Below are 21,185 nucleotides of genomic sequence, written 5' to 3'. Positions count from 1 at the left end.
TTTCCTCCGCCCCGCTTTCGGCCTTCCATGGGCCGCAGATGATTCCCGCCCGCCCCAGCATCCTGTTCGTCGCCAACGCCGGCCCCGAGGTCGGCGGCGGCCATGTCATGCGCTGCATCACCCTGGCCCGGGCCCTGGGGGAGCGGGGCGCCGACTGCGCCTTTGTCTGCACCCCGGCGGTGGCGGCCCTGCTGGAGGTCTTCGGCCCGGAGATCCCCCGCGAGGAAGCCACCTCCCTGGAGCCGGACGACATCGCCGACGCCCTGACCGGTGTGCGCTTCGACGCGGCGGTCTTCGATCACTACGGCCTGTCGCGCGGCCACCACGAGGCCCTGGCCAAGGGGCGCTCCACCCTGGTGATCGACGACCTGGCCGACCGGCCGCTGGCGGCCAATGTGGTGCTGGACTCCGGCCCGGGCCGCCAGGCCAGCGACTACGCCCTGCTGACCGACGACAAGACGCGGCTGTTGCTGGGCCCCGAATTCGCGCCTGTCCGGCCGGAATTCTCCCACCTGCGCGGCGCCGCCCTGTCGCGCCGGGGTGGCGAGGTGCGCGGGGTGCTGGTGGCGCTCGGCTTGACCGACGTCGGCGGGATCACAGGCCGGGTGGTGGAGCGCCTGCGGCAGCGGCTGAACGGCGTGACCCTGGACGTGGTGCTGGGCGCCGGCGCGCCGAGCCTGCCGGGGCTGATCAAGATCGCCAGCCGTGACCCGCGCATGACCCTGCATGTGGACACCCAGGAGATGGCCCAGCTCATCCTTGAGTCCGATTTCGCCATCGGTGCGGCCGGGTCCAGCATCTGGGAGCGCTGCGTCCTGGGCCTGCCCTCGGCCATCCTGGTCCTGGCCCCCAACCAGCAGGGGGCCGCCGCGGCCCTGGCCGAGCGCGAGGCCGCCCTGGTGATCGACGTCAACGCCGACAACCTGGACGCCCGGATCGACCGGGCCATCGTCAGGCTGATGACCGACGCCGGCCTACGCGCCCGGCTCAGCGCCGCCAGCGCGGCGATCTGCGACGGCCTGGGGGCCGGCCGGGCGGCGGAGGCCTTCCTGCAGGTGATCGCCAGCCGCGACAGCCTGCCCCACCCTGAGGGGCCGCGGCCTTAACGCTCTTTTCGCACCCCGGGGCGCACGGTCACGGAAACGTGGGGAGGGCGCCGAACGCGCTCCGGTAAGGCGGTATGGGACAGCTTGGCTTGATCTCGAGCTCCGAGGCTCCGAGCGTCCGCATCATCGGCGGCGGGCTCACCGGCATACTGGCCGCCTTCGAGGCCCATCGCCTCGGCTGCCGCCGCATCGAACTCCACGAGCGTTTCGACCAGCTGGGCGGGAGCGCCTGGCCGCGCCGCGACCATGGCCTGGAGCTGCGGCCCGAGCGCCTCTATTTCGGCCAGGCCGGCGATCCGGCCCGCGCCCTGCTGGAGTCCAACGGCCTGGTCTTCGAGGATTTCGAGAACCGCTTCGGCTCGGTCAGCCCGGCCCCCGGCGGCGACCTGGTCTTCACCCACGACTTCGAGGGCCCGGCCCTGCGCACCCGCAAGCTGGACCTGGGGCCGGTCACCGGCGACAGCCTGGCCGACAGGATCCGCGCCTATCCCCATGATATCGGCCAGCAACTGACTCGCTATTGCCAGTGGGCCCTGGGCGCCTGGCTCGACGAGGTCTCGGCCGAGGCGGCCATCCCCCTGGGGATCAAGCGGGTCCACGCCACCGACATCGAGACCTGCGACCTGGCCCGCGCCAAGCGCTCCGACCCTGTCTATGACAGCCTCTACGGCATTCCCCGCGCCCTGTGGGGCCGACTGCAGAACCTGACCGCCAGCCTGCCAGCCGAGGGTTTCCAGACCTTCTTCCTGCGCTGCCGCGCGGCCCTGGAGCGGCTGGGGGTGACGATCCACACCGCCTCGATGGTCTCGCCGCAACGGGCCTTCGCCGCCCGGGAGGCGGGTGAGGTGGTGGTCTGGGCCGCCGATCCGACGCCGCTGTTCGCCCCGCTCGACCTGGAGCCCCCAAAGCGTCTGGCCAAGAGCCTGGTGAGCTACATCTTCAAGGCGCGCTACGCCGGGCCCCTGCCCTTCCACGTGCGCAACTTCACCGCCGAGGGCGCGGTGTTCCGCCTCCACCTCTACGAGTGCCGGGGCCAGGCCCTGCTGAGCGCCGAGTGCGTGGCCGAGGTGTCCGACAGTGACCTGCGCCGCGAGATCCACCGGCTGATGTCGGGCTTCGGCGGCGCCTCGCTGCATCTGGAGGAGACCCTGTCGATCCAGATCGAGCCCCGCTGGGGCCAGCATTCGGTGGACGCCGCGCGTAAGCTGTCGATCCTGCACGGCGTCTTGGCTCGCAGCCAGGGGGCCAGTTTCGTGGCCGGGGCCTGGGAGGCCCAGGATCCATCAGCCTCGCTGGCGGAGATCTCCGCCTCGCTGGTCGCGGCGATCCAGCCGGCCGAGGCGGTCGCCGCCTAACCCACCATGTCCCAGGCCAGGGGCTCGCCCCGCTTGAGGTCGCGGGTGGCGGGCTTGCCCAGCACCTTCTTGAGTTCGGCCGGCGGCAGGCCGTTTCCGGGCCGGATCGAGCGAACATTGGCCCGGCTCAGAACGTCTCCAGTCTTCACGTCGGCGCTGACATAGAGGGAGCGGCGGAACTGGCGGTTGGCCTTTTCCGAGCCCAGCAGGTCGTAGTGGGCGACGCCCAGCGCCGTCCAGGCGTCCTTGCAGTCGCGCACCAGGCCGGTGAATTCCGCCGGTTCCAGGCTGAAGGCGGCGTCCGGCCCGCCGTCGGAGCGGGCCAGGGTGAAGTGCTTCTCGATCACGCAGGCCCCAAGCGCGATGGCGGCGATGGAGGCCGCCGCGCCGTGGGTGTGGTCCGACAGGCCGATGGGGCAGGCAAAGCGGGCGGCCATGTCGGCCACGGTGCGGACATTGGCGTCCTCCAGGGCGGCCGGATAGCTGGAGACGCAGTGCAGCAGCACCACGCCCGGCGCGCCGGCGGCCAGCGCCGTATCGCGAGCGGCGGCCATCTCGGCCAGGTTGGCCATGCCGGTGGAGATGATCAGCGGCTTGCCCCTGGCCGCCGCATAGGCGATCAGCGGCAGGTCCACGGCCTCGAAGGAGGCGATCTTGAAGGCCGGGGCGCCGAGGCTGTCCAGCAGGTCCACCGCGCTCTCGTCGAAGGGGCTGGAGAACAGGGTCACCCCCCGCTCGGCCGCCCGGGCGAAGAGGGCGGCGTGCCACTCGTATGGGGTCTGGGCCTCCTGGTAGAGCTCGTAGAGGCTGCGCCCGTCCCACAGGCCGCCGTGAATTTTGAACTCCGGCCGGTCGACGTCCATGGTGATGGTGTCGGCGGTGTAGGTCTGGATCTTAATGGCGTCGCAGCCGGTGGCGGCGGCCGCGTCGATCATGGTGAGCGCGCGCTCCAGGCTGCCGTTGTGGTTCCCCGACAGCTCGCAGATGACATAGGGCGAATAGCCCGCGCCGATCCTGCGGCCGGCGATCTCGATGTGGGGGGCGTCAGGCATGAGGCGACCAAGCAGCGTGAACGCAAATCCTAGCCGCCCCCGCTGAAGCAGGCGTTAACCAACCCCGCCGGCCAGCCCCCTGGGCCCTGGCCGGCAAGAGCCCTAGACGGGACGCGCGCCCGTGGCGGTGAGGTCGGAGGGATCGACCCCGCCGCCGCTCTCCGCCACCGCCGCCCCCAGGGCCGCGACCTCCTCGAGCTTGGCGAGGTTGGCCTCGTGGCCGGCGCGGTCCAGGCGGTAGAACATGATGGCGCTGATGGCCATCAGGGCGAAGAGCGCGGTGGCCGGCAGGTAGAGCAGGGCCAGGTTGGTCATGATGGCCGGGTCCAGGGCCTCGGGCCTGGCCTTCTCGGGCATGCCGACCCAGAGCAGCAGGAAGCCCGGGATGATGCTGGCCACCGATCCGGCCACCTTCTGCAGGACGTTGTCGGCCGAGAGCAGCAGGCCCTCCGAGCGGCGGCCGGTGGCGAGTTGGGACTCCTCCACGACATCGGCGATCATCGAGGCGGTGAGGATGGCGGCGGCCGTGCCGAAGGCGCCGTAGAGGGTCCGGTCGAGGAGCAGGATGGCGGTCAGTTCGCTGGTGCCGTTCCATGACTGCGGAATGATCCCCAGAAGGCGCAGGCTGATGGGGGTCAGGGCCGTCGCCAGGGCCAGGCCCATCAAGGTCGCGCAGGCTCGCTTCTTGCCGTACCAGCGAGACAGCAGGGGCGCGAAGACCAGGGCCAGCAGGCTGCCCAGCATGGTCCCGGCGACGATGAAGGCCAGGTTCCCCGACCCCATGCCCCACAGATAGGTCTGGAAGTAGATGTTCAGGCCGTTGCTGAGGCCGGCGCCGACGCCGACGAACAGGGCCGAGAGGGAGACCACCAGGAAGTTGCGATTGGACATGGTCACCGCCATCTCCTTGATCACGTCCAGGACGCGGATCCGCCGTTCCACCGGCTTGTGCAGGAACGGAATGAACCTCTGGGTCGCCAGGCAGGCCACCAGGATCGAGAAGATCATCAGCCCGCCCACCACCAGGGCGTAGGGGCCGTAACCCTCCGGATTGAGCTGGCCGCGGACTCTCTCGCCGTTCGGGCCCACCGTGTCCTTGAGGAAGACCAGCCAGCCCATGACCGCCGCGGCGCTGCTGGCGAAGATGGCGAAGAAGTAGCGGAAGGTCAGCAGCTGGGTGCGGTCGTGATAGGCCGGCGCCAGTTCGGGCGTGAGCGCGGTGGCGGGCACTTCATAGAGGCTGATGGTCGCCTTGGCGGCGATGACCATGATGATCATGTAGGCGGTGACCGCCGCGTCGGACCAGCCCTGGGGCGGGTTGAACAGCGCCACCAGGGTGAAGGCGGCCGGCAGGGCCGCGAAATACATGAAGGGATGGCGACGCCCCCACCGGGAGCGCCAGTTGTCGGAGATTTGGCCGATGAAGGGGTCCCAGAGGGCGTCGAAGAAGATGGTCACCGCCAGGCCGATGCTGACCCAGTGCGGCGGCAGGCCGACGATCTGGTTGTAGTAGAGCAGCAGCAGACCCATGAGCTGGGTCTTCACCCCGAACGCCACTGTGCCAAAGCCGTAGGCGAGCTTGATCGGCAGGGTCAGAGCCGGCCGCTTGGCGGGGACGTCACTCATGGAAACTCCTTCTCGCGCCTCATCCCATTGGGCCCCAACCTCGCGGTCGGGCCAAGTCTTCTTCTGCGCCGCCGCCTTACGGCCGCCAGCGTTTTGACCAAGATGTCGCCGCGTCATGTTGCGGGGATGTTTCTGAGAGGCGGCGATCGGTTCGCCGTTACGGCCGCGACGGAAACCTTGCCTAAGGGTGACGCCTTGACGGTAAGGCATTTTTGCCTTACATAAACGGCGTCATGAGCATCCTCACCGTCACCGCCAAGGGGCAGGTCACCCTGCGCAAGGATCTTCTGAAGCATCTGGGTGTCCATCCTGGCGACAAGATCCTTCTGGACAAGCTTCCCGACGGTCGGATCGAGGTGAGGTCGGCGCGGCGGACGGGCAAGATTTCGGAGGTCTTCGACCTCCTGAAGCGGGAGGGCGGCCCCTCCCTGTCTATCGACGAGATCAACGAGATCGCCGCCCGGGGCTGGACCGGCCGGCGATGAAGATCACGGCCGACACCAACGTCCTGGTGCGGGTGATCACCGGCGACGACCGGCGGCAAAGCAAGATCGCCCAAGCCGAACTGGCCAAGGCCGATCTGGTGGCCGTGACGCTACCGGCGCTCTGCGAATTGGTGTGGGTGCTGTCGCAGGGCTACAAGATCTCCCCGGCCGACATCGGCATGACGATCCGACGGCTGATCGACAGCGCGAACGTCGCGGTGAACCGGCCCGCGGCGGAGGCGGGGCTGGCCCTGCTGGACGCAGGCGGCGACTTCGCCGATGGCGTCATCGCCTATGAGGGGAGTTGGCTTGGCGCCGAGGCCTTCGTCTCCTTCGACCGAAAGGCCGCGAAGCTGCTGGAGTCGCAGGGCGAAGCGGTCCGACTGCTGGCCTAGGGCCGGTCGGCGCCGCCGATTGGATCAAGGCCCTGGAAGATGAGATCGGCCGCATCCTCGCACCCGCCAAGCGTGGGCCCAGGCCGAAGGCGGCGGCAGGCCCCGGCGACGACGGGGGCGACCTATTTCATACAGCGCCACCGTAATTTCGTAATTTGGCCTTCGACCCAGACTCGCAGGAACTGGCCGCCCCCAGGGTGCGCAACGGCGGAATCTCTCCTACATAGGCCCTATGTCCGAGACCAAAGCCCCCCGCTCCGTCCGCTGCCTGATCGTGGGTTCCGGCCCCGCCGGCTACACCGCCGCCGTCTACGCCGCGCGCGCCCTGCTCAAGCCGGTGCTGATCCAGGGCATCCAGCCCGGCGGCCAGCTGACCATCACCACCGAGGTGGAGAACTATCCGGGCTTCGCCGAGGCCATCCAGGGGCCCTGGCTGATGGAGCAGATGCAGGCCCAAGCGCAGCACGTCGGAACCGAGATCATCAACGACATCGTGGTCAGCGCCGACCTGTCGCACCGGCCCTTCCGCCTGACCACCGACTCCGGCGAGACTTGGCTGGCCGAGACCCTGATCATCGCCACCGGCGCCCAGGCCAAGTGGCTGGGCCTGGACAGCGAGCAGAGGTTCCAGGGCTTCGGCGTCTCGGCCTGCGCCACCTGCGACGGCTTCTTCTACCGCGGCAAGAACGTGGTGGTGGTGGGGGGCGGCAACACCGCCGTCGAGGAGGCCCTGTTCCTCACCAATTTCGCGGCCAAGGTCACCATCGTCCACCGCAAGGACGAGTTCCGCGCCGAGAAGATCCTGCAGGAGCGCCTGTTCGCCCACCCCAAGATCGAGGTGATCTGGGACTCCTCGGTCGACGAGGTCACCGGCGACACCGACCCCATGGGGGTGACCGGCGTGCGGCTGAAGAACGTCAAGACCGGCGAGACCCGCGAGGTCGCCTGCGACGGGGTGTTCGTGGCCATCGGCCACGCCCCGGCCTCGGAGCTGTTCAAGGGCCAGCTGGAGATGGACGCGGCCGGCTATCTGAAGGTGAAGCCCGGCTCGGCCGCCACCGCGATCAAGGGGGTCTACGCCGCCGGCGACGTCACCGACGACGTCTACCGCCAGGCGGTCACGGCGGCGGGCATGGGCTGCATGGCGGCCCTGGAGGCGGTGCGGCTGCTGGCGGAAGAGGACCACGCCCGGGACAATCACCCGATCAGCCACCACGAGGCCGAGCGCATCGGGGTGTGGTGATTTCCGTCGCCGGCTGATGTAGTCCAGATCACCACTTCCGCCCCGAGCAGACGAGACCGCGCGCGATGACCAACCTGATCGTGAGAGGCGGACGCGCCCTGCGCGGAACCATCACGCCCTCGGCCAACAAGAACGCGGTGCTGCCGGTCCTGTGCGCCACCCTGCTGACCGACCAGCCCATCGTGTTGCACCGGGTTCCGGACATAACAGATGTCCGCAAGATCCTGGAATTCTTCGGGAAACTCGGCTCCTCCGTCGATATGAACTATGCCAGCGGCACCCTGAAGCTGCGGCACGGCGAGGGGCTGGACCCCAAGGAAGCACACCTGCCGCTGGGCATGCGCTCGACCCTGATGCTGATCCCGGCCCTGCTCTACCGGTTCGGCGCGGCCAGCATCGAGGAGGACGTCACCGGCTGCACGCTGGGGGTCCGCGAGATCGACCCGCACATCGAGGTCTTCGAGAGCTTCGGGGCGCAGATCGACCGCAAGCCCGAGGCCATCTTCATCAAGACGCCGAAGGGCTTCGCCACCACCGATCACTGGCTGGACTATGCCTCGGTCACCACCACCGAGAACTTCATCCTCTGCGCCGCCACCGCCAGAGGCCGCTCGCAGCTGACCAACGCCGCCTGCGAACCGCACGTGCAGGAGTTCTGCAGCTTCCTCGCCCAGATGGGCGCCAAGCTAGAGGGCGTCGGCGGCTCGCGGATCGTGGTGGAGGGGGTGTCGAGCCTGTCGGGAGCGGAGTTCACCTTCGCCGACGACTTCCACGAGGTGGCCACCTTCCTGGCCATGGGCGCCATGACCGGCGGCGACATCGCGGTGAAGAACGGCTCGGTGGACCAGTTTCCCCTGCTGGACCGCACCTTCGCCAAGTTCGGCGTCGAGATCACCCACCAGGACGGCTGGAGCCGCGCCAAGGTCGACGGCGGCGGCATGCGGGTGCGCCAGCCCTTCACCGCCAACATCCTGCAGAAGGTGGAGGCCGCGCCCTGGCCCTATGTGCCGGCCGACCTGCTGCCGATCTTCGTGGCGCTGGGGGTGCGGGCCGAGGGCCAGTGCATGTTCTGGAACAAGGTCTATGAGGGCGCGCTGGGCTGGTCCTCGGAACTGGGCAAGTTCGGCGCCCACTCCCTGCTCTGCGACCCTCACCGCCTGATCACCTTCGGCGGCAAGCCCCTGGTGCCCGCCGAGGTGGAGAGCCCCTACATCATCCGGGTCGCCATCGCGCTCTTCATGCTGGCCGCCAGCATCGAGGGCGAGAGCACCATCCTCAACGCCGCCCCCATCCAGCGCGCCCACCCGAAGTTCGTGGAGAACCTCAACGCGCTGGGCGCCGACGTGTCGTGGGTGAAGGGGGACTGATCGTCTTCAGCTGGCCCGCCCGCAGGTGTTGATGCGCAACAGGGCGTAGAGGGGGCAGTAGCCGACTAGGCCGGTTAGCAGCGGCACGAGGCCGGCATAGCCCCAAGGGGTCTTGGGTCCCACGAAGACCAGGGCGAGGAGGCCCAGGCCGACCACAACACGCAGGGCGCGGTCGAGACCGCCTTCGTTCGTCTTCACCTTCGTCTCCATCCAGAATTGCCGGCCCCTCTGGGGGTCGCTTCCACACCAGCATGCCGCACGGAGTGACGGGGCGCTTTGAGACGCATCAATCCCCACAGAAGCTCCCCCAAACTCCGCAAGCGCGATCAAGGGTGGCTCGGCTAGGCTCTCTCCCATGAACCGCGCCGTCACCCGCGAGAGCTACGCCCGCCGCCTGAACAGGGTGGCCGAGCATATCTGGGCGCAGCTGGACGCGCCCCTGGAGCTGGCGGAGTTGGCCGAGGTCGCCTGCCTGTCGCCCTATCACTTCCACCGCATCTACCGGGCCATGATCGGCGAGACCGTGGCCGAGACCGTGAGCCGGCTGCGGCTGCAGCGGGCTTCCATGGAACTGGCCCGCGGCCAGGACCCGGTCGGGGCCATCGCCGCCCGCGCCGGCTACGCGTCGACCCCCGCCTTCACCCGCGCCTTCCGCGCCGCCTATGACCAGACGCCCGCCGCCTTCCGCGCGGCGCGGCGCCACAACTCGGGAGCCTACCCCATGCCCGTCGAGATTCAGGACCGCCCGCCGATGCGCATCGCCACCGTGCCGCACAGGGGGCCGCCGCAGCAGATCGGCCAGGCTTTCGACCGGCTGATGGCCTGGGCCGGACCCAAGGGCGTGGTCATGCCGCCGGCGGTGGGGGTGGCGGTCTATCTGGACGACATGTCGGTGGTTCCGCCCGCAGAGCAGCGGGCCCTGGCCGGGATCACGGTGGGTCCCGAGATTGAGAGCGACGGCGCCGTCACGATCCACGAGGTCCCGGCCGGCCGCTACGCGGTGCTGCTGTACAAGGGCCCCTACGCCCAGATCGGCAGGGGCTACGAAGAGCTGTTCGGCTGGCTGCCCACCAGCGGCGAGGAGCCGGCCCACGCCCCCTGCGTGGAGGTCAACCTGAACGATCCCCGCAAGACGGCGCCCACCGATCTGCTGACCGAGCTGTGCCTTCCCCTCAAGGCCTGAAGCGGTAAGCTGGCGGCATGATCCGTCACGCCACCGCCGCCGACCACCCCGCCATCCGCGAGATCAACATCGCCGCCTTCGGCCAGCCCGACGAGGCCGACCTGATCGAGCGCCTGAGGGCCGACGGCGACAAGGTGTTCGAACTGGTGGCCGAGGAGGCCGGCGCGGTTGTGGGCCACATCCTCTACAGCCGGCTGTGGGCCGACAGCGTCAACCTCTATGCGGCGCTCGCCCCCATGGCGGTGCGGCCCGACCGGCAGAAGTCCGGGATCGGCTCCCAGCTCGTGAGGGCCTCCCTCGAGGCCGCCCGCGAGTTCGGCGCCCACGCCGTTATCGTCCTGGGCCACCCGGCCTACTATCCGAAGTTCGGCTTCACGCCGGAGGCGGCGCAGGCGGTGAAGGCCCCCTATTCCGGCAGTCCGGCCTTCATGGCCCTGGAGATCGAGGACGGCGCCCTGGCCGAGCCGGTGATGGTGGCCTATCCCGACGCCTTCGGCTGAGCCCTATTCCGGCGCGGGCACGGCCAACGGCGCGGCCGGCGTCGCCACCGGGGCCTCCATGGCCGCCAGGGACTCGTTGATCTTCTTGATCTCTTCCGGGGTCGGCTTGCGGCGTGGGGCGAAGATGGTCCCCAGGACACGGGTGCGCTCGCCCCCGACCGCCAGGGGATCGACGACATTGTAGGTGCGCACCTCGCCTCCCACCGACAGGGTGATCTTGCGGCCAGCCGGAACGCCCTGCCCCTCGGGGTCGAGCAGGCCCTGGGTGCGCTCATCCAGCCCGCCCAGGATGGCCGGGGACAGGTAGGCCTCGCCCCCGGCATAGCGCCCGGTGAAGGCGGGCGGCTCGCCCCAGGGGCCGGTCCAGCGATAGAAGATGTGGGCCCCGATCTGCTTCATCTTCACGAGGGTGGGCGCCCAGTAGGGGGCGACATAGTCGGCGTGGTAGTGGGTGGCCGAGCCCACGCCCTTGACCACGTAGCCGTTGAGGGCGTGTTGGGCCACGTCCATCGCCCGGGTCCACAGGGCGGGCTCCGGGGCCTGGGCCAGGGCGCCGTCGCAGGTGAAGGTGAACTGGCAGCCGGTGGCGCGCGCCGCCCCCTGATAGACCACCCCGCAGACGCTCTTGGGATAGGCGGGGTGGCGCAGGCGGTTGAGCACCACCTGGGCCACGGCCTCCTGGCCCAGCTGCGGCTCGCGGGCGGATTCGTAATAAACCGCCTGCGCCAAGCACTTGAGCGCCCGGCCCCCGTCCTGGGTGTCGATGGGCAGCTTGAAGGGCTTCATCGGCCGGATCGGCAGGTTGGAGAAGGGCCGGAGCGCATTGATCTCCTGGGCCACCTGATCCAGCGCCGTGCCGAAGCCGAGGTCCGGCGGGGTGCGGAGATCCAGGCTCCCCCAGCCGACCGGGCGGCCCCAGAGGTCGGGCTGGCGCACCGGATCGTGGCGCCGCGCCAGGGCCAGCATGGCCGGGTCCATGTCGGCCGTCAGGCGCTTCAGTCCCTGGTCGGAGAGGCTCTCGGCGACGGTGGCCACGCCCCTAAGCCGGCCGTCGCCGCGCGGCACGTAATAGGTGGTGGCGCACCCCGCCAGCAGGGCCGCGGCGCCCAGGAGGGCGGCCAGGCCGGCGCGGCGGTCGGGGAAGGAACGAAGGCTCAGCTTGCGCACTTTTCGGTGTTCGGGCCGGTCAGTCTAGCAGGGAAGACGGCGGAGATTCGACGCCCAACGGGCGAAACCGGGAAAGGCTGCGGGGGGAAATATCCTCAGTTGCGCGGACCCGCCAGCGGTCCCATGCTTTTCGACCTACGACAGACCGGGCCAGGGGGAGCGATTTCTTGGCGAAGATCCCCGTCGATTGGCCGCTTCGACTGATCCCCAAGCGCGCGCCTTCGGTCCTGGAAGCCCTGACGGTGACAAGCACCGCCTTGGTGGCGGCCATTCTTGCCCCCTCCTTCCTGCTGGGCTGGGACAATTCGCTGGGTCTTTGGGCGACCTATTTCCCGGCCTATGTGGTCGCCTGCCTCTATGGCGGCCTTCGCTGGGGCTGGACGGCACTGGCGGTGTCGATGGGGCTGGGTCTCCTCAATCGGCACACCCTCCCTCCGGGACTGCCCGAGCTGGGCTATTATGTCTTGTTCGCCCTCTCCGGAGCGGCGACCGTGATCGTGGCCGGCGCCCTGCGCCAGAGCCTGCTTGGCCTGGAGACCGCCCACAGCGCGCTGGACCTCAGCGAGGCGCGACTGCAGCTGGCCCAGGAGGCCGGAAGCATCGACCTGTGGGACATCGATCTCACCACCGGAGAGGGGGTCTGGTCGACCTCCTACCATCAGGCCGGCGCCCCGATCCGCGAGACCAATTTGCGCGCCATGCTGGACGCGGTGCACGCCGACGACCGCGAGCGGGTCCGCCTGGCGTTTGTCAACGCAGCCCAGATCGGCCGCATGGACCCGATGGAGTACCGGGTCACCTGGCCGGACGGCTCGTTGCATTGGCAGTTGTCACGCGGGGAGATGCTGCGCGACGCCAAGGGCTCGGTCTCGCGCGCCGTCGGGGTCAATATCGACATCACCGAACGACGGCGGGCCGACGAACTGATCCGACAGAGCGAGGCCCGGTTCCGGACCCTGGCCGACAGCGCGCCGGTGCTGATGTGGATCTCCGGGCGGGGCAACCGGCGCGAGTTCGTCAATCAGACCTATCTGGACTTCCTCGGCGTCGACTACGAGACCGCCATCGCGGGGAAGCTCTTCGAGCGGATCCACCCCGACGATCTGGAGCGGCTCAACCGCGAGAGCGCCGCTGGAACGGTCGCGGGCGGGCAGTTCGCGGTGGACGCGCGCTACCGCCGGGCCGATGGCGAATGGCGCTGGCTCCGCGCCGTCTCCCAGCCTCGCCTCGACGCGCGGGGCGAGAGAGACGGCTATATCGGGGTCGCCTACGACGTCACCGACGCCAAGCAGGCCGAGGAGGACCTCAAGCATATCAACGACCTGCTGGCGGAACGTGTGCAGGCGGCGCTGGCCGAACGCGACGAGGCCGAGGCCGCCCTGCGCCACGCCCAGAAGCTGGAGGCCGTGGGCCAGCTCACCGGCGGGGTGGCGCACGACTTCAACAACCTGCTGACGGTGATCATCGGCGCCCTGGACCTGATCCAGCGCCGGCCCGGGGACGACGAACGCCGCGAGCGGATGATCGAGGCGGCCCTGGGCGCGGCCCGCCGCGGCGAGCGCCTGACCGGCCAGCTGCTGGCCTTCTCGCGCCGCCAGGCGCTGAAGCCCGAGGCGGTGCGGGTCGACGACCTGCTGACGGGCGCCGAGCCCCTTCTGCGGCGGGCCGTGGGCGAGGCGGTGAGCCTGACCGTGGCCCCCGCCGCCGCCGGCGCCGTAGCGATGATCGACACCGACCAGTTCGAGGCCGCGTTGATGAACCTGGTGGTCAACGCCCGCGACGCGGTGGCTAGCGGCGGCTCCATCCGGGTGGAGAGCGGCGCCTGCGAGCTGGCCGAGGGCGAGGTCGCCGAGATCGCGGCCGGTTCCTATGTCCGGGTGGTGGTGCACGACACCGGGATCGGCATGGACGAGGCCACCAGGGCCCGGGTGTTCGACCCCTTCTTCACCACCAAGGAGATCGGCAAGGGCACGGGGCTGGGCCTGTCCCAGGTCTACGGCTTCGCCCGCCAGAGCGGCGGCGGCGCGGTCATCGACTCCGCCCCGGGCAAGGGCGCCACCGTGCGGCTCTACCTGCCGTGCTCCGAAGTGGTCCCGGAGGCGGCCGAGCCGGAGGCCGCCGTCACGGCGCGCGGACCCGGCCTGCGGGTGCTGCTGGTGGAGGATGACGCCGAGGTGGGCGACCTGGTGACCGCCATGCTGGAGGACCTGAGCCACCAGGTGTTCCGCGCCGACGGCGCCGTGGCCTTCGAGCGGTTCATGGCGCGCGGCGAGGCCTTCGACCTGCTGCTCACCGACCTGATCATGCCGGGGACCAAGACCGGGGTGGACCTGGCGCACGAAGCCGTGAAGGCGCGGCCCGGCCTGCCGGTGATCCTCTCCTCCGGCTATACCGGCGAGACCCTGTCCTCGGCCGACGGCGCGCCCTGGCCCCTGCTGCGCAAGCCCTATTCCGCCGACGACCTGGCCCAGGCCATCGAGGCGGTCATGGCCGACCGGCCCCGCGCCGTCGCCACCGCCCCCTGAACAACGCCCCTTGTGATGGCGCGAACACGGGTCTATATGTCTGTCATTGGTTTTGCTCTAATTGAGCATATCCAAGACGCCGAGGAGGCCGAGAGTGTTTCCCGGCGTTTTTGAGGCGGAAGAAATGCTCATTGTGAGCATAAGGAGGGCCGAGTGGCCGACGGGTTCCAATTCGCATTCACGCCTGAGGTCGACAAGGCCACCCTGCCCCTCTGGGAAAAGGTGAAGGGCCACATCACGCCCATGGAGTGGCGGCTGCAGGCCCCGCTGATCACCGAGATCAACCGCCTGAAGCGCGAGAAGAACGCGGTCATCCTGGCCCACAACTACATGACGCCCGAGATCTTCCACGGGGTCGGCGACTATGTCGGCGACAGCCTGGGCCTGGCCAAGGAAGCCGCCAAGTCGCAGGCCAAGATCATCGTCCAGGCCGGCGTTCACTTCATGGCCGAGACCTCCAAGATCCTGTCGCCCGACAAGACCGTGCTGATCCCCGACCTGCGGGCCGGCTGCAGCCTGGCCTCCTCGATCACCGGCGCCGATGTGCGGCTGATCAAGCAGCGCTATCCGGGCCTGCCGGTGGTGACCTATGTGAACACCACCGCCGAGGTGAAGGCCGAGACCGACATCTGCTGCACGAGCGCCAACGCCGTCCAGGTGGTGGAGCACGTGGCCCGCGAATGGGGCGTCGACCGGGTGATCCTGATCCCCGACGAGTTCCTGGCTCGCAACGTGGCCCGCCAGACCGACATCAAGATCATCGCCTGGAAGGGTCGCTGCGAGGTGCATGAGCGCTTCACCGCCGCCGACATCCTGGAGCTCAAGGCCGCCTATCCGCAGGCGCAGATCCTGGCCCACCCGGAATGCCCGACCGAGGTGCTGGAGGTCTCCGACTTCGCCGGCTCGACCGCGGCGATGAACGACTATGTCCTGACGCGGAAGCCCAAGCAGGTGGTGCTGATCACCGAGTGCTCCATGGCCGACAACGTCGCCATCGACGCGGTGGACACCGAGTTCGTGCGGCCCTGCAACCTGTGCCCGCACATGAAGAAGATCACGCTGGAGAACATCTACGAGGCCCTGGTGGAGAACCGCTACGAGGTGACCGTCGATCCGGCGATCGCCGACCGCGCCCGCCTGGCCGTGCAGCGGATGATCGACCTGCCCCCGCCGCTGGTTCCGGCCCGCTACGACCTGGTCAAGGCCCGCCACCACGTGGACGTGGAGCTGATCTGAGGTGGCCGACCGCATCCACCATGACGGTGTCCTGATCATCGGCGCGGGCCTGGCCGGCCTGTCGGCCGCGCTCTCGGCCGCGCCGCGCAGCGTGCTGCTGCTGACGGGCGCGCCCCTGAACCAGGGCTGCTCCTCGGCCTGGGCCCAGGGTGGCATGGCCGCGGCCCTGTCGGCCGACGACGCCCCGGCCCTGCACGCCGCCGACACCATCGCCGCCGGCGCTGGGCTGGTGGATCCGGCTATGGCCCACCTGCTGGCCAAGGAAGGCCCGGCCGCCGTCCGCCACCTGGCCGACCTGGGCGCCCCCTTCGACCGCGACGCCAGCGGCGCCTTCGCCACCAGCCTGGAGGCCGCCCACTCCCGCGCCCGCGTCGCCCGGGTGAAGGGCGACCAGGCCGGCCGCGCCATCATGGAGGCGGTCGTCCAGACCGCTCTGTCGTCTCGGCATATCGAGGTCCGGGCCGGCATGCGCCTGCGCGGCGTGCTGCACGACCTGAGCGGCCGCGTCCGCGGCGTGGTCGCCGAGCAAGGCGGTCGCCTGATCGAGATCACCGCGCCCGCCACCCTGTTCGCCACCGGCGGCATCGGCGGCCTCTACGCCGTCACCACCACCCCGGCCGAACTGCAGGGCGAGGGCCTGGCCCTGGCGGCCCTGGCCGGGGCGACCATCGCCGATCCGGAGTTCGTGCAGTTCCACCCCACGGCCATCGACATCGGCCGCGATCCCGCGCCGCTCGCCACCGAGGCCCTGCGCGGCGAGGGCGCCAAGCTGATCAATTCGGCCGGCGAGCTATTCATGGCCGCCTACCACCCCGATGCCGAGCTGGCGCCCCGGGACGTGGTGGCCCGCGCCATCCACGCCGAGCTGGCCGCCGGCCGCGGCGCCTTCCTCGACGCGCGCGCCGCCGTGGGCGCCCACTTCCCGGAGGAGTTCCCGGCCGTCTTCGCCGCCTGCCTGTCGGGGGGAATCGATCCCCGGATCCAACCGATCCCGGTGGCGCCGGCCTGCCACTATCACATGGGCGGCATCGTCACCGACGCCAACGGCCAGACCTCTCTGGAGGGCCTGTTCGCCGCCGGGGAGTGCGCCTCGACCGGCGTGCACGGCGCCAACCGCCTGGCGTCGAACTCCCTGCTGGAGGCGGCGGTCTTCGGGACCCGCGCCGGCAAGGCCGCCCGCGAACAGCGGGGGGTCGCCACCGGCCCCCTGCGCCGCATCCTGACCCCGGACCTGCCGCCCGAGGCCCTGGCCGCCCTGCGCATCGGCATGAGCCGCGACGCCGGCGTGGTCCGCGACGCCGCGGGCCTGACCAACCTGTTGTCCGAGATCGACCGCTTCGAGACCGCCCACGGCCGCGCCGGCCCGCTGGTTGCCGCCCGCCTGACAGCCCAGTGCGCCCTGGACCGCAAGGAGAGCCGCGGCGGCCACTACCGCAGCGACTACCCTGAGCTCCTGCCGCCCAAGCGGACCTTCGTCACCCTCGCCGAGGTCGCCGCCAGCGACCCCCTGAGCTTCGCGGCCGAATGATCGAACCCCTTCCCGACCTGCTGATCGAACCCATCGTGCGCCTGGCGCTGGCCGAAGACCTCGGACGGGCTGGCGACGTCACCGCCCAGGCCTGCATCGACGCCGACGCCACGATGCGCGTGGTGTTCGCCACCCGCCAGGCCGGCGTGGTGTCGGGCCTGGCCTGCGCGCGCCTGGCCATCCTGGCCCTGGATCCCAAGGCCAGTTTCGAGGCGACCGCCGCCGACGGCCAGTCGGTCGAGGCCGGCGCGGTCCTGGCCAAGGTCACCGGCAATGCGCGCGCCATCCTCTCGGCCGAGCGCACGGCGCTCAACCTGATGGGCCGGCTCTCCGGGGTCGCCACCCTGACCCGGGCCTATGTGGACCGGGTCGACGGCACCGGCGCGCGCATCGTCGACACTCGCAAGACCACGCCGGGCCTGCGCCACCTGGAAAAGTACGCGGTGCGCTGCGGCGGCGGGGTCAACCACCGCTTCGGCCTGGATGACGCCATCCTGATCAAGGACAACCACGTCGCGGCCTGCGGCGGGATCGCCAACGCCCTGACCCGCGCCCGCGCCGCCGCCGGCCACCTGACCAAGATTGAGGTGGAGGTCGACAGCCTCTCCCAACTCGCCGACGCCCTGCCCCATGGCGCGGACGTCATCATGCTGGACAACTTCACGCCCGACGACCTGAAGAAGGCCGTCGCCCTCACCGCCGGCAGCGTCGTGCTGGAGGCCTCGGGCGGGGTGAACCTGCAGACCGTGCGCGCCATCGCCGAGAGCGGGGTCCAGGTGATCAGCGTCGGCGCCCTCACCCACTCGGCCCCGGTGCTCGACATCGGCCTCGATGCGGTCTGAATTCTCGGAACAAGCGGCAGTGTGAACGCGTTTTCCTTCTAGACGAGGAAACCCAGACCATGTCCAAAGCCCCTCCCATCCCGCCCGCACAACAGCCGCGCGGTGGCGCGAAGCCCGACATCGAGGGCGACGGCCCCGACCGCCGCGAGCCCGGTCTGCAGACCGGCGATGGGGAGGCGAACCTGCGCGAGCAGGGATCGCAGGGAAACATCGCCCAGAACGTCGATACCGTGCAGCACAAATCCCGCGGCGACTGAGCGGCTTGAGTTTTTCTGGCATGACCCCGGGTCAGGGTCAGATTAGCGTCCGAACGATTGTTTGAATCATTTCAGGACGCCCCATGACCACCGCCCGCCAGATCCATCTCGTCCGCCGCCCGAACGGCAAGCCCGTCGCCCAGGATTTCGCCCTGGTGGAGGCGCCCGTCGTCGACGCCGGCGAGGGGGAGATTCAGGTCACGGCCCTGCTGATGTCGGTGGACCCCTATATGCGGCCGCGCCTGGACGCCGATCAGGCCCTGGACGCGCCGCTGCTGGGGGGCGGGATCGGCCGGGTCGTGCAGTCGAAGAACCCCAAGTTCAAGGAAGGCGACCTTGTTCGCCACGGCGCGGGCTTCCGCGAGGTCTTCGTCTCCGACGGCCGCGGCGTCTCGGTGCTGCATCCCGATCCCGACCTTCCCCTGACGGTCTACATGCACGCCTTGGGCGGGACCGGTATCACCGCCTATGGCGGCCTGCTGGAGACCGGCGCCCTGAAGGACGGCGAGCAGGTGATGATATCCACGGCCGCCGGCGCCGTGGGCTCGGTCGCCGCCCAGATCGCCAAGCTCAAGGGCTGCTACGTGGTGGGGACCACCGGCTCGGACGACAAGGCGGCCTGGCTGCGCGACGAGGTCGGGTTGGACGCGGTGATCAACTACAAGACCCAGCCGCTCGCCGAGGCGGTGAAGGCCGCCACCCCCAAGGGCATCGACGTCTATTTCGAGAATGTCGGCGGTGCGCACCTGGACGCCGCCCTGCCGCGCATGAACGTGCGCGGCCGCATCCCGGTCTGCGGCATGATCTCGACCTATAACGGCGACGGCGAGGGGGTGAAGAACCTCTTCAACCTGATCTATGGCCGAGTGCGGATGGAAGGATTCGTGGCCAGCGACTTCCCGCACCTGAACCAGGCCTTCCTGGCCGACATGACCGGCTGGCTGAAGGCCGGGAAAATCAAATACCAGGAGACCGTCCTCGACGGCTTCGAGCGCGCGCCGGAGGGCCTGATCGGCCTGTTCGAGGGCGCCAACACCGGCAAGATGCTGATCCACATCGCTGACTAGGGACCTCCAACCTCCAGCCGGCGCGCGGCCTCCTCGGCCGCGCCCTGGCGAGAAGCCATGGCCCCCGACATCATGCCGCGCACCGCAGCCAGGATCTCGGGCGGGGCGGTGTCGGGGCTGCCGGCGTTGAAGGGCGGGGCGGGCGAGTATTCCAGGCCGAGCTGGATGGATTGGGCCAGGGTCTCGCCCGCCAGCTCGGCCACCATGGTGAAGGCGAAGTCCAGGCCCGCGGTGACGCCACCGCCGGTGATGACATTGCCATCGCGCACCACCCTGCCCTCGGTGACGATGACGCCGAAGGGCTTGAGCTGGTCCTTCCAGGCCCAGTGGCAGGTGGCGCGCTTGCCGGTCAGCAGGCCGGTGGCCGCCAGGATCAGGGAGCCGGTGCAGACGCTGGTGAGGTACTTGGCGCCGGCCGCCAGCCGCTTGATGTGGGCCATGAAGGCCTCGTCCAGCATGGCCGCGCTGGTCCCGAAGCCGCCGGGAACGCAGAGCACGTCGCAGGCCTCGACCTTGGACAGGTCGGCCAGGCCGGTGAAGGTCAGGCCGTCGGCCTCGATGTCGACGCCGCCGGCCGAGGCGACGATGATCTTCGCCCCCGGGATGCGGCTCATCACCTGGTGCGGGCCGGTGAAGTCCAGGTGGGTGACGCCCGGATAGAGGGGGAAGACGATGGTCAGGTCGGACATGGCGGCGGTTCCCTGAAAGTTGACGACGTGAGGATCGCAGCCCTAGGGTCTGGCCGAAATGACATTCTTACCTCGGATTCCGCCATGTCCCGCAGGATCGGCTTCCTGATCTTCCCCGACTTCCAGCTGCTGGACGCGGCCGGGCCCCTGGGCGCCTTCGAGATCGCCGGGCGCTACCGGCCCGAGGCTTACAGCCTGAAGGTCATGGCCGCCGAGCCGGGCCAGGTAATGAGCTCGGCGGGCGCCGGCATGGGCGCGCAGGCCCTGGACGAGGACCTCGACACCCTGGTGGTCTCCGGCGGCGTCGGGGCCGGCAAGGCCTCGCGCGATCCCCGCCTCAAGGCCTATATCCAGGCCGTAGCCGCCAAGGCCCGCCGGACGGCCAGCGTCTGTTCCGGGGCCTATCTGCTGGCCGAGGCGGGCCTGCTGGACGGCAAGCGCGCCACCACCCACTGGGCCCGCAGCGCCGAGCTGCAGAAGCGCTATCCCAAGGTGCGGGTGGAGGCCGACCGTATCTTCGTGCGCGAGGGGCCGATCTGGACCTCGGCCGGGATCACCGCTGGCATCGATCTGTCGCTGGCCCTGATCGCCCAGGACCTGGGGGAGGAGGCGGCCCGTCAGACCGCCCAGACCCTGGTGGTCTATCATCGGAGGCCCGGCGGCCAGTCGCAGTTCTCCGCCCTCATCGAGATGGGCGGCCAGGACGGGCGGTTCGCAGGCCTGCTGGACTGGATGCGCGGGCGCCTGGCCGAGCCGTTGACCGTCGACCAACTGGCCGACCACGCGGCTATGAGCCCCCGGCACTTCGCCCGCGCTTTCGCCGCCGAGACCGGCATGACGCCCGCCAAGGCGGTGGAGCGGTTGCGCCTGGAGACGGCGCGCGAGCGGGTGGAAGCCTCCTCAGACCCCATCGACAGGGTGGCCGAGAGCGTCGGCTTCGGCGATCCCGAGCGCATGCGCCGGGCCTTCCTGCGCGCCTTCGGCCAGCCGCCCCAGGCCCTACGGCGCGCGGCGCGGGCTTAGGTCTCCTTCGCCGCCAGGGCCGCCATCTGGGCCTTCAGCAGGTCCAGGGTCTCGTTCTGCGCCTTGACCAGCTTCACCAACTCCTCGTTGCGCAGGGCGTCGAGCTTGTCGTGCAGGTGCATGATCTCCAGCTCGGCGCGCAGATTGACCACATAGTCGTGCTCGGCGTTCATCCGGTCGCGGGCGGCGGCGCGGTTCTGGCTCATCATGATCACCGGCGCCTGCAGGGCCGCGATCATCGACATCACCAGGTTGAGGAAGATGAAGGGATAGGGGTCGAAGGCCAGTTTCCGGGTGAGCGCGTTCCAGGTCACCCAGGCGATCAGGACGCCCAGGAAGCTGAAGATGAACCGCCAGGAGCCCCCCACCTCGGCGATGGTGTCGGCCAGCCGCTGCCAGAAGGTGCGGTCGTCGTTGGTGAGCAGGGGGTTGAGGCCGCTGGGGGCCTCGGTGGCGATCAGGTCGATGACGCTGCGCTGGACCGGCGTCAGCTCCTCGTAGCTGCAGCCCAGCAGCGCCTGGGCCAGTTCGGCGTTCCG

General features: G+C 69.9%; 21 protein-coding genes. 15 read left to right on the top strand and 6 right to left on the bottom strand.

Annotated features, from left to right (window positions below):
- The first annotated feature begins 38 nt into the window (after positions 1–38).
- Positions 39–1,106: a UDP-2,4-diacetamido-2,4,6-trideoxy-beta-L-altropyranose hydrolase gene (gene pseG, locus Q7T09_RS05260; RefSeq protein WP_304698204.1), complete on the top strand. Its 1,068-nt coding sequence runs from the start codon at positions 39–41 to the stop codon at positions 1,104–1,106.
- A gap of 89 nt (positions 1,107–1,195) precedes the next feature.
- On the top strand, positions 1,196–2,461 hold the full coding sequence (locus tag Q7T09_RS05255; protein ID WP_304698202.1) for an FAD/NAD(P)-binding protein: 1,266 nt from the start codon (positions 1,196–1,198) through the stop codon (positions 2,459–2,461).
- On the opposite strand, the gene pseI is transcribed toward Q7T09_RS05255, so the two are convergent.
- Positions 2,458–3,513: a pseudaminic acid synthase gene (pseI, locus tag Q7T09_RS05250; RefSeq protein WP_304698200.1), complete on the bottom strand. Its 1,056-nt coding sequence runs from the start codon at positions 3,511–3,513 to the stop codon at positions 2,458–2,460. The two genes, Q7T09_RS05255 and pseI, sit on opposite strands and share 4 nt — an antisense overlap.
- Before the next feature lie 102 nt (positions 3,514–3,615).
- Positions 3,616–5,139 (bottom strand): MFS transporter, encoded by a 1,524-nt coding sequence (locus tag Q7T09_RS05245; RefSeq protein ID WP_304698199.1) that lies wholly within the window; start codon positions 5,137–5,139, stop codon positions 3,616–3,618.
- A gap of 233 nt (positions 5,140–5,372) precedes the next feature.
- Here Q7T09_RS05245 and Q7T09_RS05240 point away from each other — a divergent pair, with 233 nt between their 5' ends.
- From Q7T09_RS05240 to Q7T09_RS05225, 4 genes are all read left to right on the top strand, one after another.
- On the top strand, positions 5,373–5,624 hold the full coding sequence (locus tag Q7T09_RS05240) for an AbrB/MazE/SpoVT family DNA-binding domain-containing protein (protein WP_304698198.1): 252 nt from the start codon (positions 5,373–5,375) through the stop codon (positions 5,622–5,624).
- Positions 5,621–6,019 (top strand): type II toxin-antitoxin system VapC family toxin, encoded by a 399-nt coding sequence (locus Q7T09_RS05235; RefSeq protein ID WP_304698197.1) that lies wholly within the window; start codon positions 5,621–5,623, stop codon positions 6,017–6,019. Before Q7T09_RS05240 ends, Q7T09_RS05235 begins: the two co-directional genes overlap by 4 nt.
- Positions 6,020–6,251: 232 nt before the next feature.
- Entirely contained in the window at positions 6,252–7,262 is a 1,011-nt protein-coding gene (trxB, locus tag Q7T09_RS05230; RefSeq protein ID WP_304698196.1) for a thioredoxin-disulfide reductase, read from the top strand.
- A 65-nt stretch (positions 7,263–7,327) separates the two neighbouring features.
- A complete protein-coding gene (locus tag Q7T09_RS05225; RefSeq protein ID WP_304698194.1) occupies positions 7,328–8,629 on the top strand; it encodes a UDP-N-acetylglucosamine 1-carboxyvinyltransferase in 1,302 nt (433 codons plus the stop codon).
- Positions 8,630–8,635: 6 nt separating this feature from the next.
- Here Q7T09_RS05225 and Q7T09_RS05220 read toward each other — a convergent pair whose 3' ends face one another.
- Positions 8,636–8,827: a DUF2892 domain-containing protein gene (locus tag Q7T09_RS05220; protein WP_304698193.1), complete on the bottom strand. Its 192-nt coding sequence runs from the start codon at positions 8,825–8,827 to the stop codon at positions 8,636–8,638.
- Positions 8,828–8,984: 157 nt separating this feature from the next.
- On the opposite strand from Q7T09_RS05220, the gene Q7T09_RS05215 reads away from it, so the two are divergent.
- On the top strand, positions 8,985–9,812 hold the full coding sequence (locus Q7T09_RS05215; protein WP_304698191.1) for a GyrI-like domain-containing protein: 828 nt from the start codon (positions 8,985–8,987) through the stop codon (positions 9,810–9,812).
- 17 nt (positions 9,813–9,829) lie between these two features.
- The gene (locus tag Q7T09_RS05210; RefSeq protein ID WP_304698189.1) at positions 9,830–10,312 is read left to right on the top strand and encodes a GNAT family N-acetyltransferase; all 483 of its coding nucleotides are present in this window, start codon (positions 9,830–9,832) and stop codon (positions 10,310–10,312) included.
- 3 nt (positions 10,313–10,315) lie between these two features.
- On the opposite strand, the gene Q7T09_RS05205 is transcribed toward Q7T09_RS05210, so the two are convergent.
- The gene (locus Q7T09_RS05205; RefSeq protein ID WP_304698188.1) at positions 10,316–11,479 is read right to left on the bottom strand and encodes a cell wall hydrolase; all 1,164 of its coding nucleotides are present in this window, start codon (positions 11,477–11,479) and stop codon (positions 10,316–10,318) included.
- Between the two features lie 167 nt (positions 11,480–11,646).
- On the opposite strand from Q7T09_RS05205, the gene Q7T09_RS05200 reads away from it, so the two are divergent.
- The 6 genes from Q7T09_RS05200 to Q7T09_RS05175 all read left to right on the top strand — a co-directional run bounded on the left by Q7T09_RS05200 (position 11,647) and on the right by Q7T09_RS05175 (position 18,934).
- On the top strand, positions 11,647–14,004 hold the full coding sequence (locus Q7T09_RS05200) for a PAS domain-containing sensor histidine kinase (protein ID WP_304698187.1): 2,358 nt from the start codon (positions 11,647–11,649) through the stop codon (positions 14,002–14,004).
- 153 nt (positions 14,005–14,157) lie between these two features.
- The gene (gene nadA, locus Q7T09_RS05195; RefSeq protein WP_304698186.1) at positions 14,158–15,240 is read left to right on the top strand and encodes a quinolinate synthase NadA; all 1,083 of its coding nucleotides are present in this window, start codon (positions 14,158–14,160) and stop codon (positions 15,238–15,240) included.
- Position 15,241: 1 nt separating this feature from the next.
- Positions 15,242–16,768, top strand: a complete 1,527-nt coding sequence (locus tag Q7T09_RS05190; protein ID WP_304698184.1) for an L-aspartate oxidase — start codon at positions 15,242–15,244, stop codon at positions 16,766–16,768.
- On the top strand, positions 16,765–17,610 hold the full coding sequence (nadC, locus tag Q7T09_RS05185; protein ID WP_304698182.1) for a carboxylating nicotinate-nucleotide diphosphorylase: 846 nt from the start codon (positions 16,765–16,767) through the stop codon (positions 17,608–17,610). The genes Q7T09_RS05190 and nadC overlap by 4 nt, the downstream gene beginning before the upstream one ends.
- 59 nt (positions 17,611–17,669) lie before the next feature.
- Positions 17,670–17,867, top strand: a complete 198-nt coding sequence (locus tag Q7T09_RS05180) for a hypothetical protein (RefSeq protein ID WP_304698180.1) — start codon at positions 17,670–17,672, stop codon at positions 17,865–17,867.
- Positions 17,868–17,950: 83 nt separating this feature from the next.
- Entirely contained in the window at positions 17,951–18,934 is a 984-nt protein-coding gene (locus tag Q7T09_RS05175) for an NADP-dependent oxidoreductase (protein WP_304698178.1), read from the top strand.
- Here Q7T09_RS05175 and Q7T09_RS05170 read toward each other — a convergent pair.
- Positions 18,931–19,623 carry a DJ-1/PfpI family protein gene (locus Q7T09_RS05170; protein ID WP_304698176.1) on the bottom strand — a complete coding sequence of 231 codons (693 nt, stop codon included), beginning with the start codon at positions 19,621–19,623 and terminating at the stop codon, positions 18,931–18,933. The two genes, Q7T09_RS05175 and Q7T09_RS05170, sit on opposite strands and share 4 nt — an antisense overlap.
- Positions 19,624–19,707: 84 nt before the next feature.
- On the opposite strand from Q7T09_RS05170, the gene Q7T09_RS05165 reads away from it, so the two are divergent.
- On the top strand, positions 19,708–20,646 hold the full coding sequence (locus tag Q7T09_RS05165) for a GlxA family transcriptional regulator (RefSeq protein ID WP_304698174.1): 939 nt from the start codon (positions 19,708–19,710) through the stop codon (positions 20,644–20,646).
- On the opposite strand, the gene Q7T09_RS05160 is transcribed toward Q7T09_RS05165, so the two are convergent.
- Positions 20,643–21,185: DUF1003 domain-containing protein (locus Q7T09_RS05160; protein WP_370689205.1), on the bottom strand; the 543-nt coding region annotated here is incomplete at its 5' end. The two genes, Q7T09_RS05165 and Q7T09_RS05160, sit on opposite strands and share 4 nt — an antisense overlap.

The organism is Phenylobacterium sp. (genome assembly GCF_030645195.1).
Classification (GTDB): Bacteria; Pseudomonadota; Alphaproteobacteria; order Caulobacterales; family Caulobacteraceae; genus Phenylobacterium.
The sequence above is the reverse complement of the archived record's forward strand: the minus strand, read 5'-3'. Positions and strand labels throughout refer to the sequence as shown.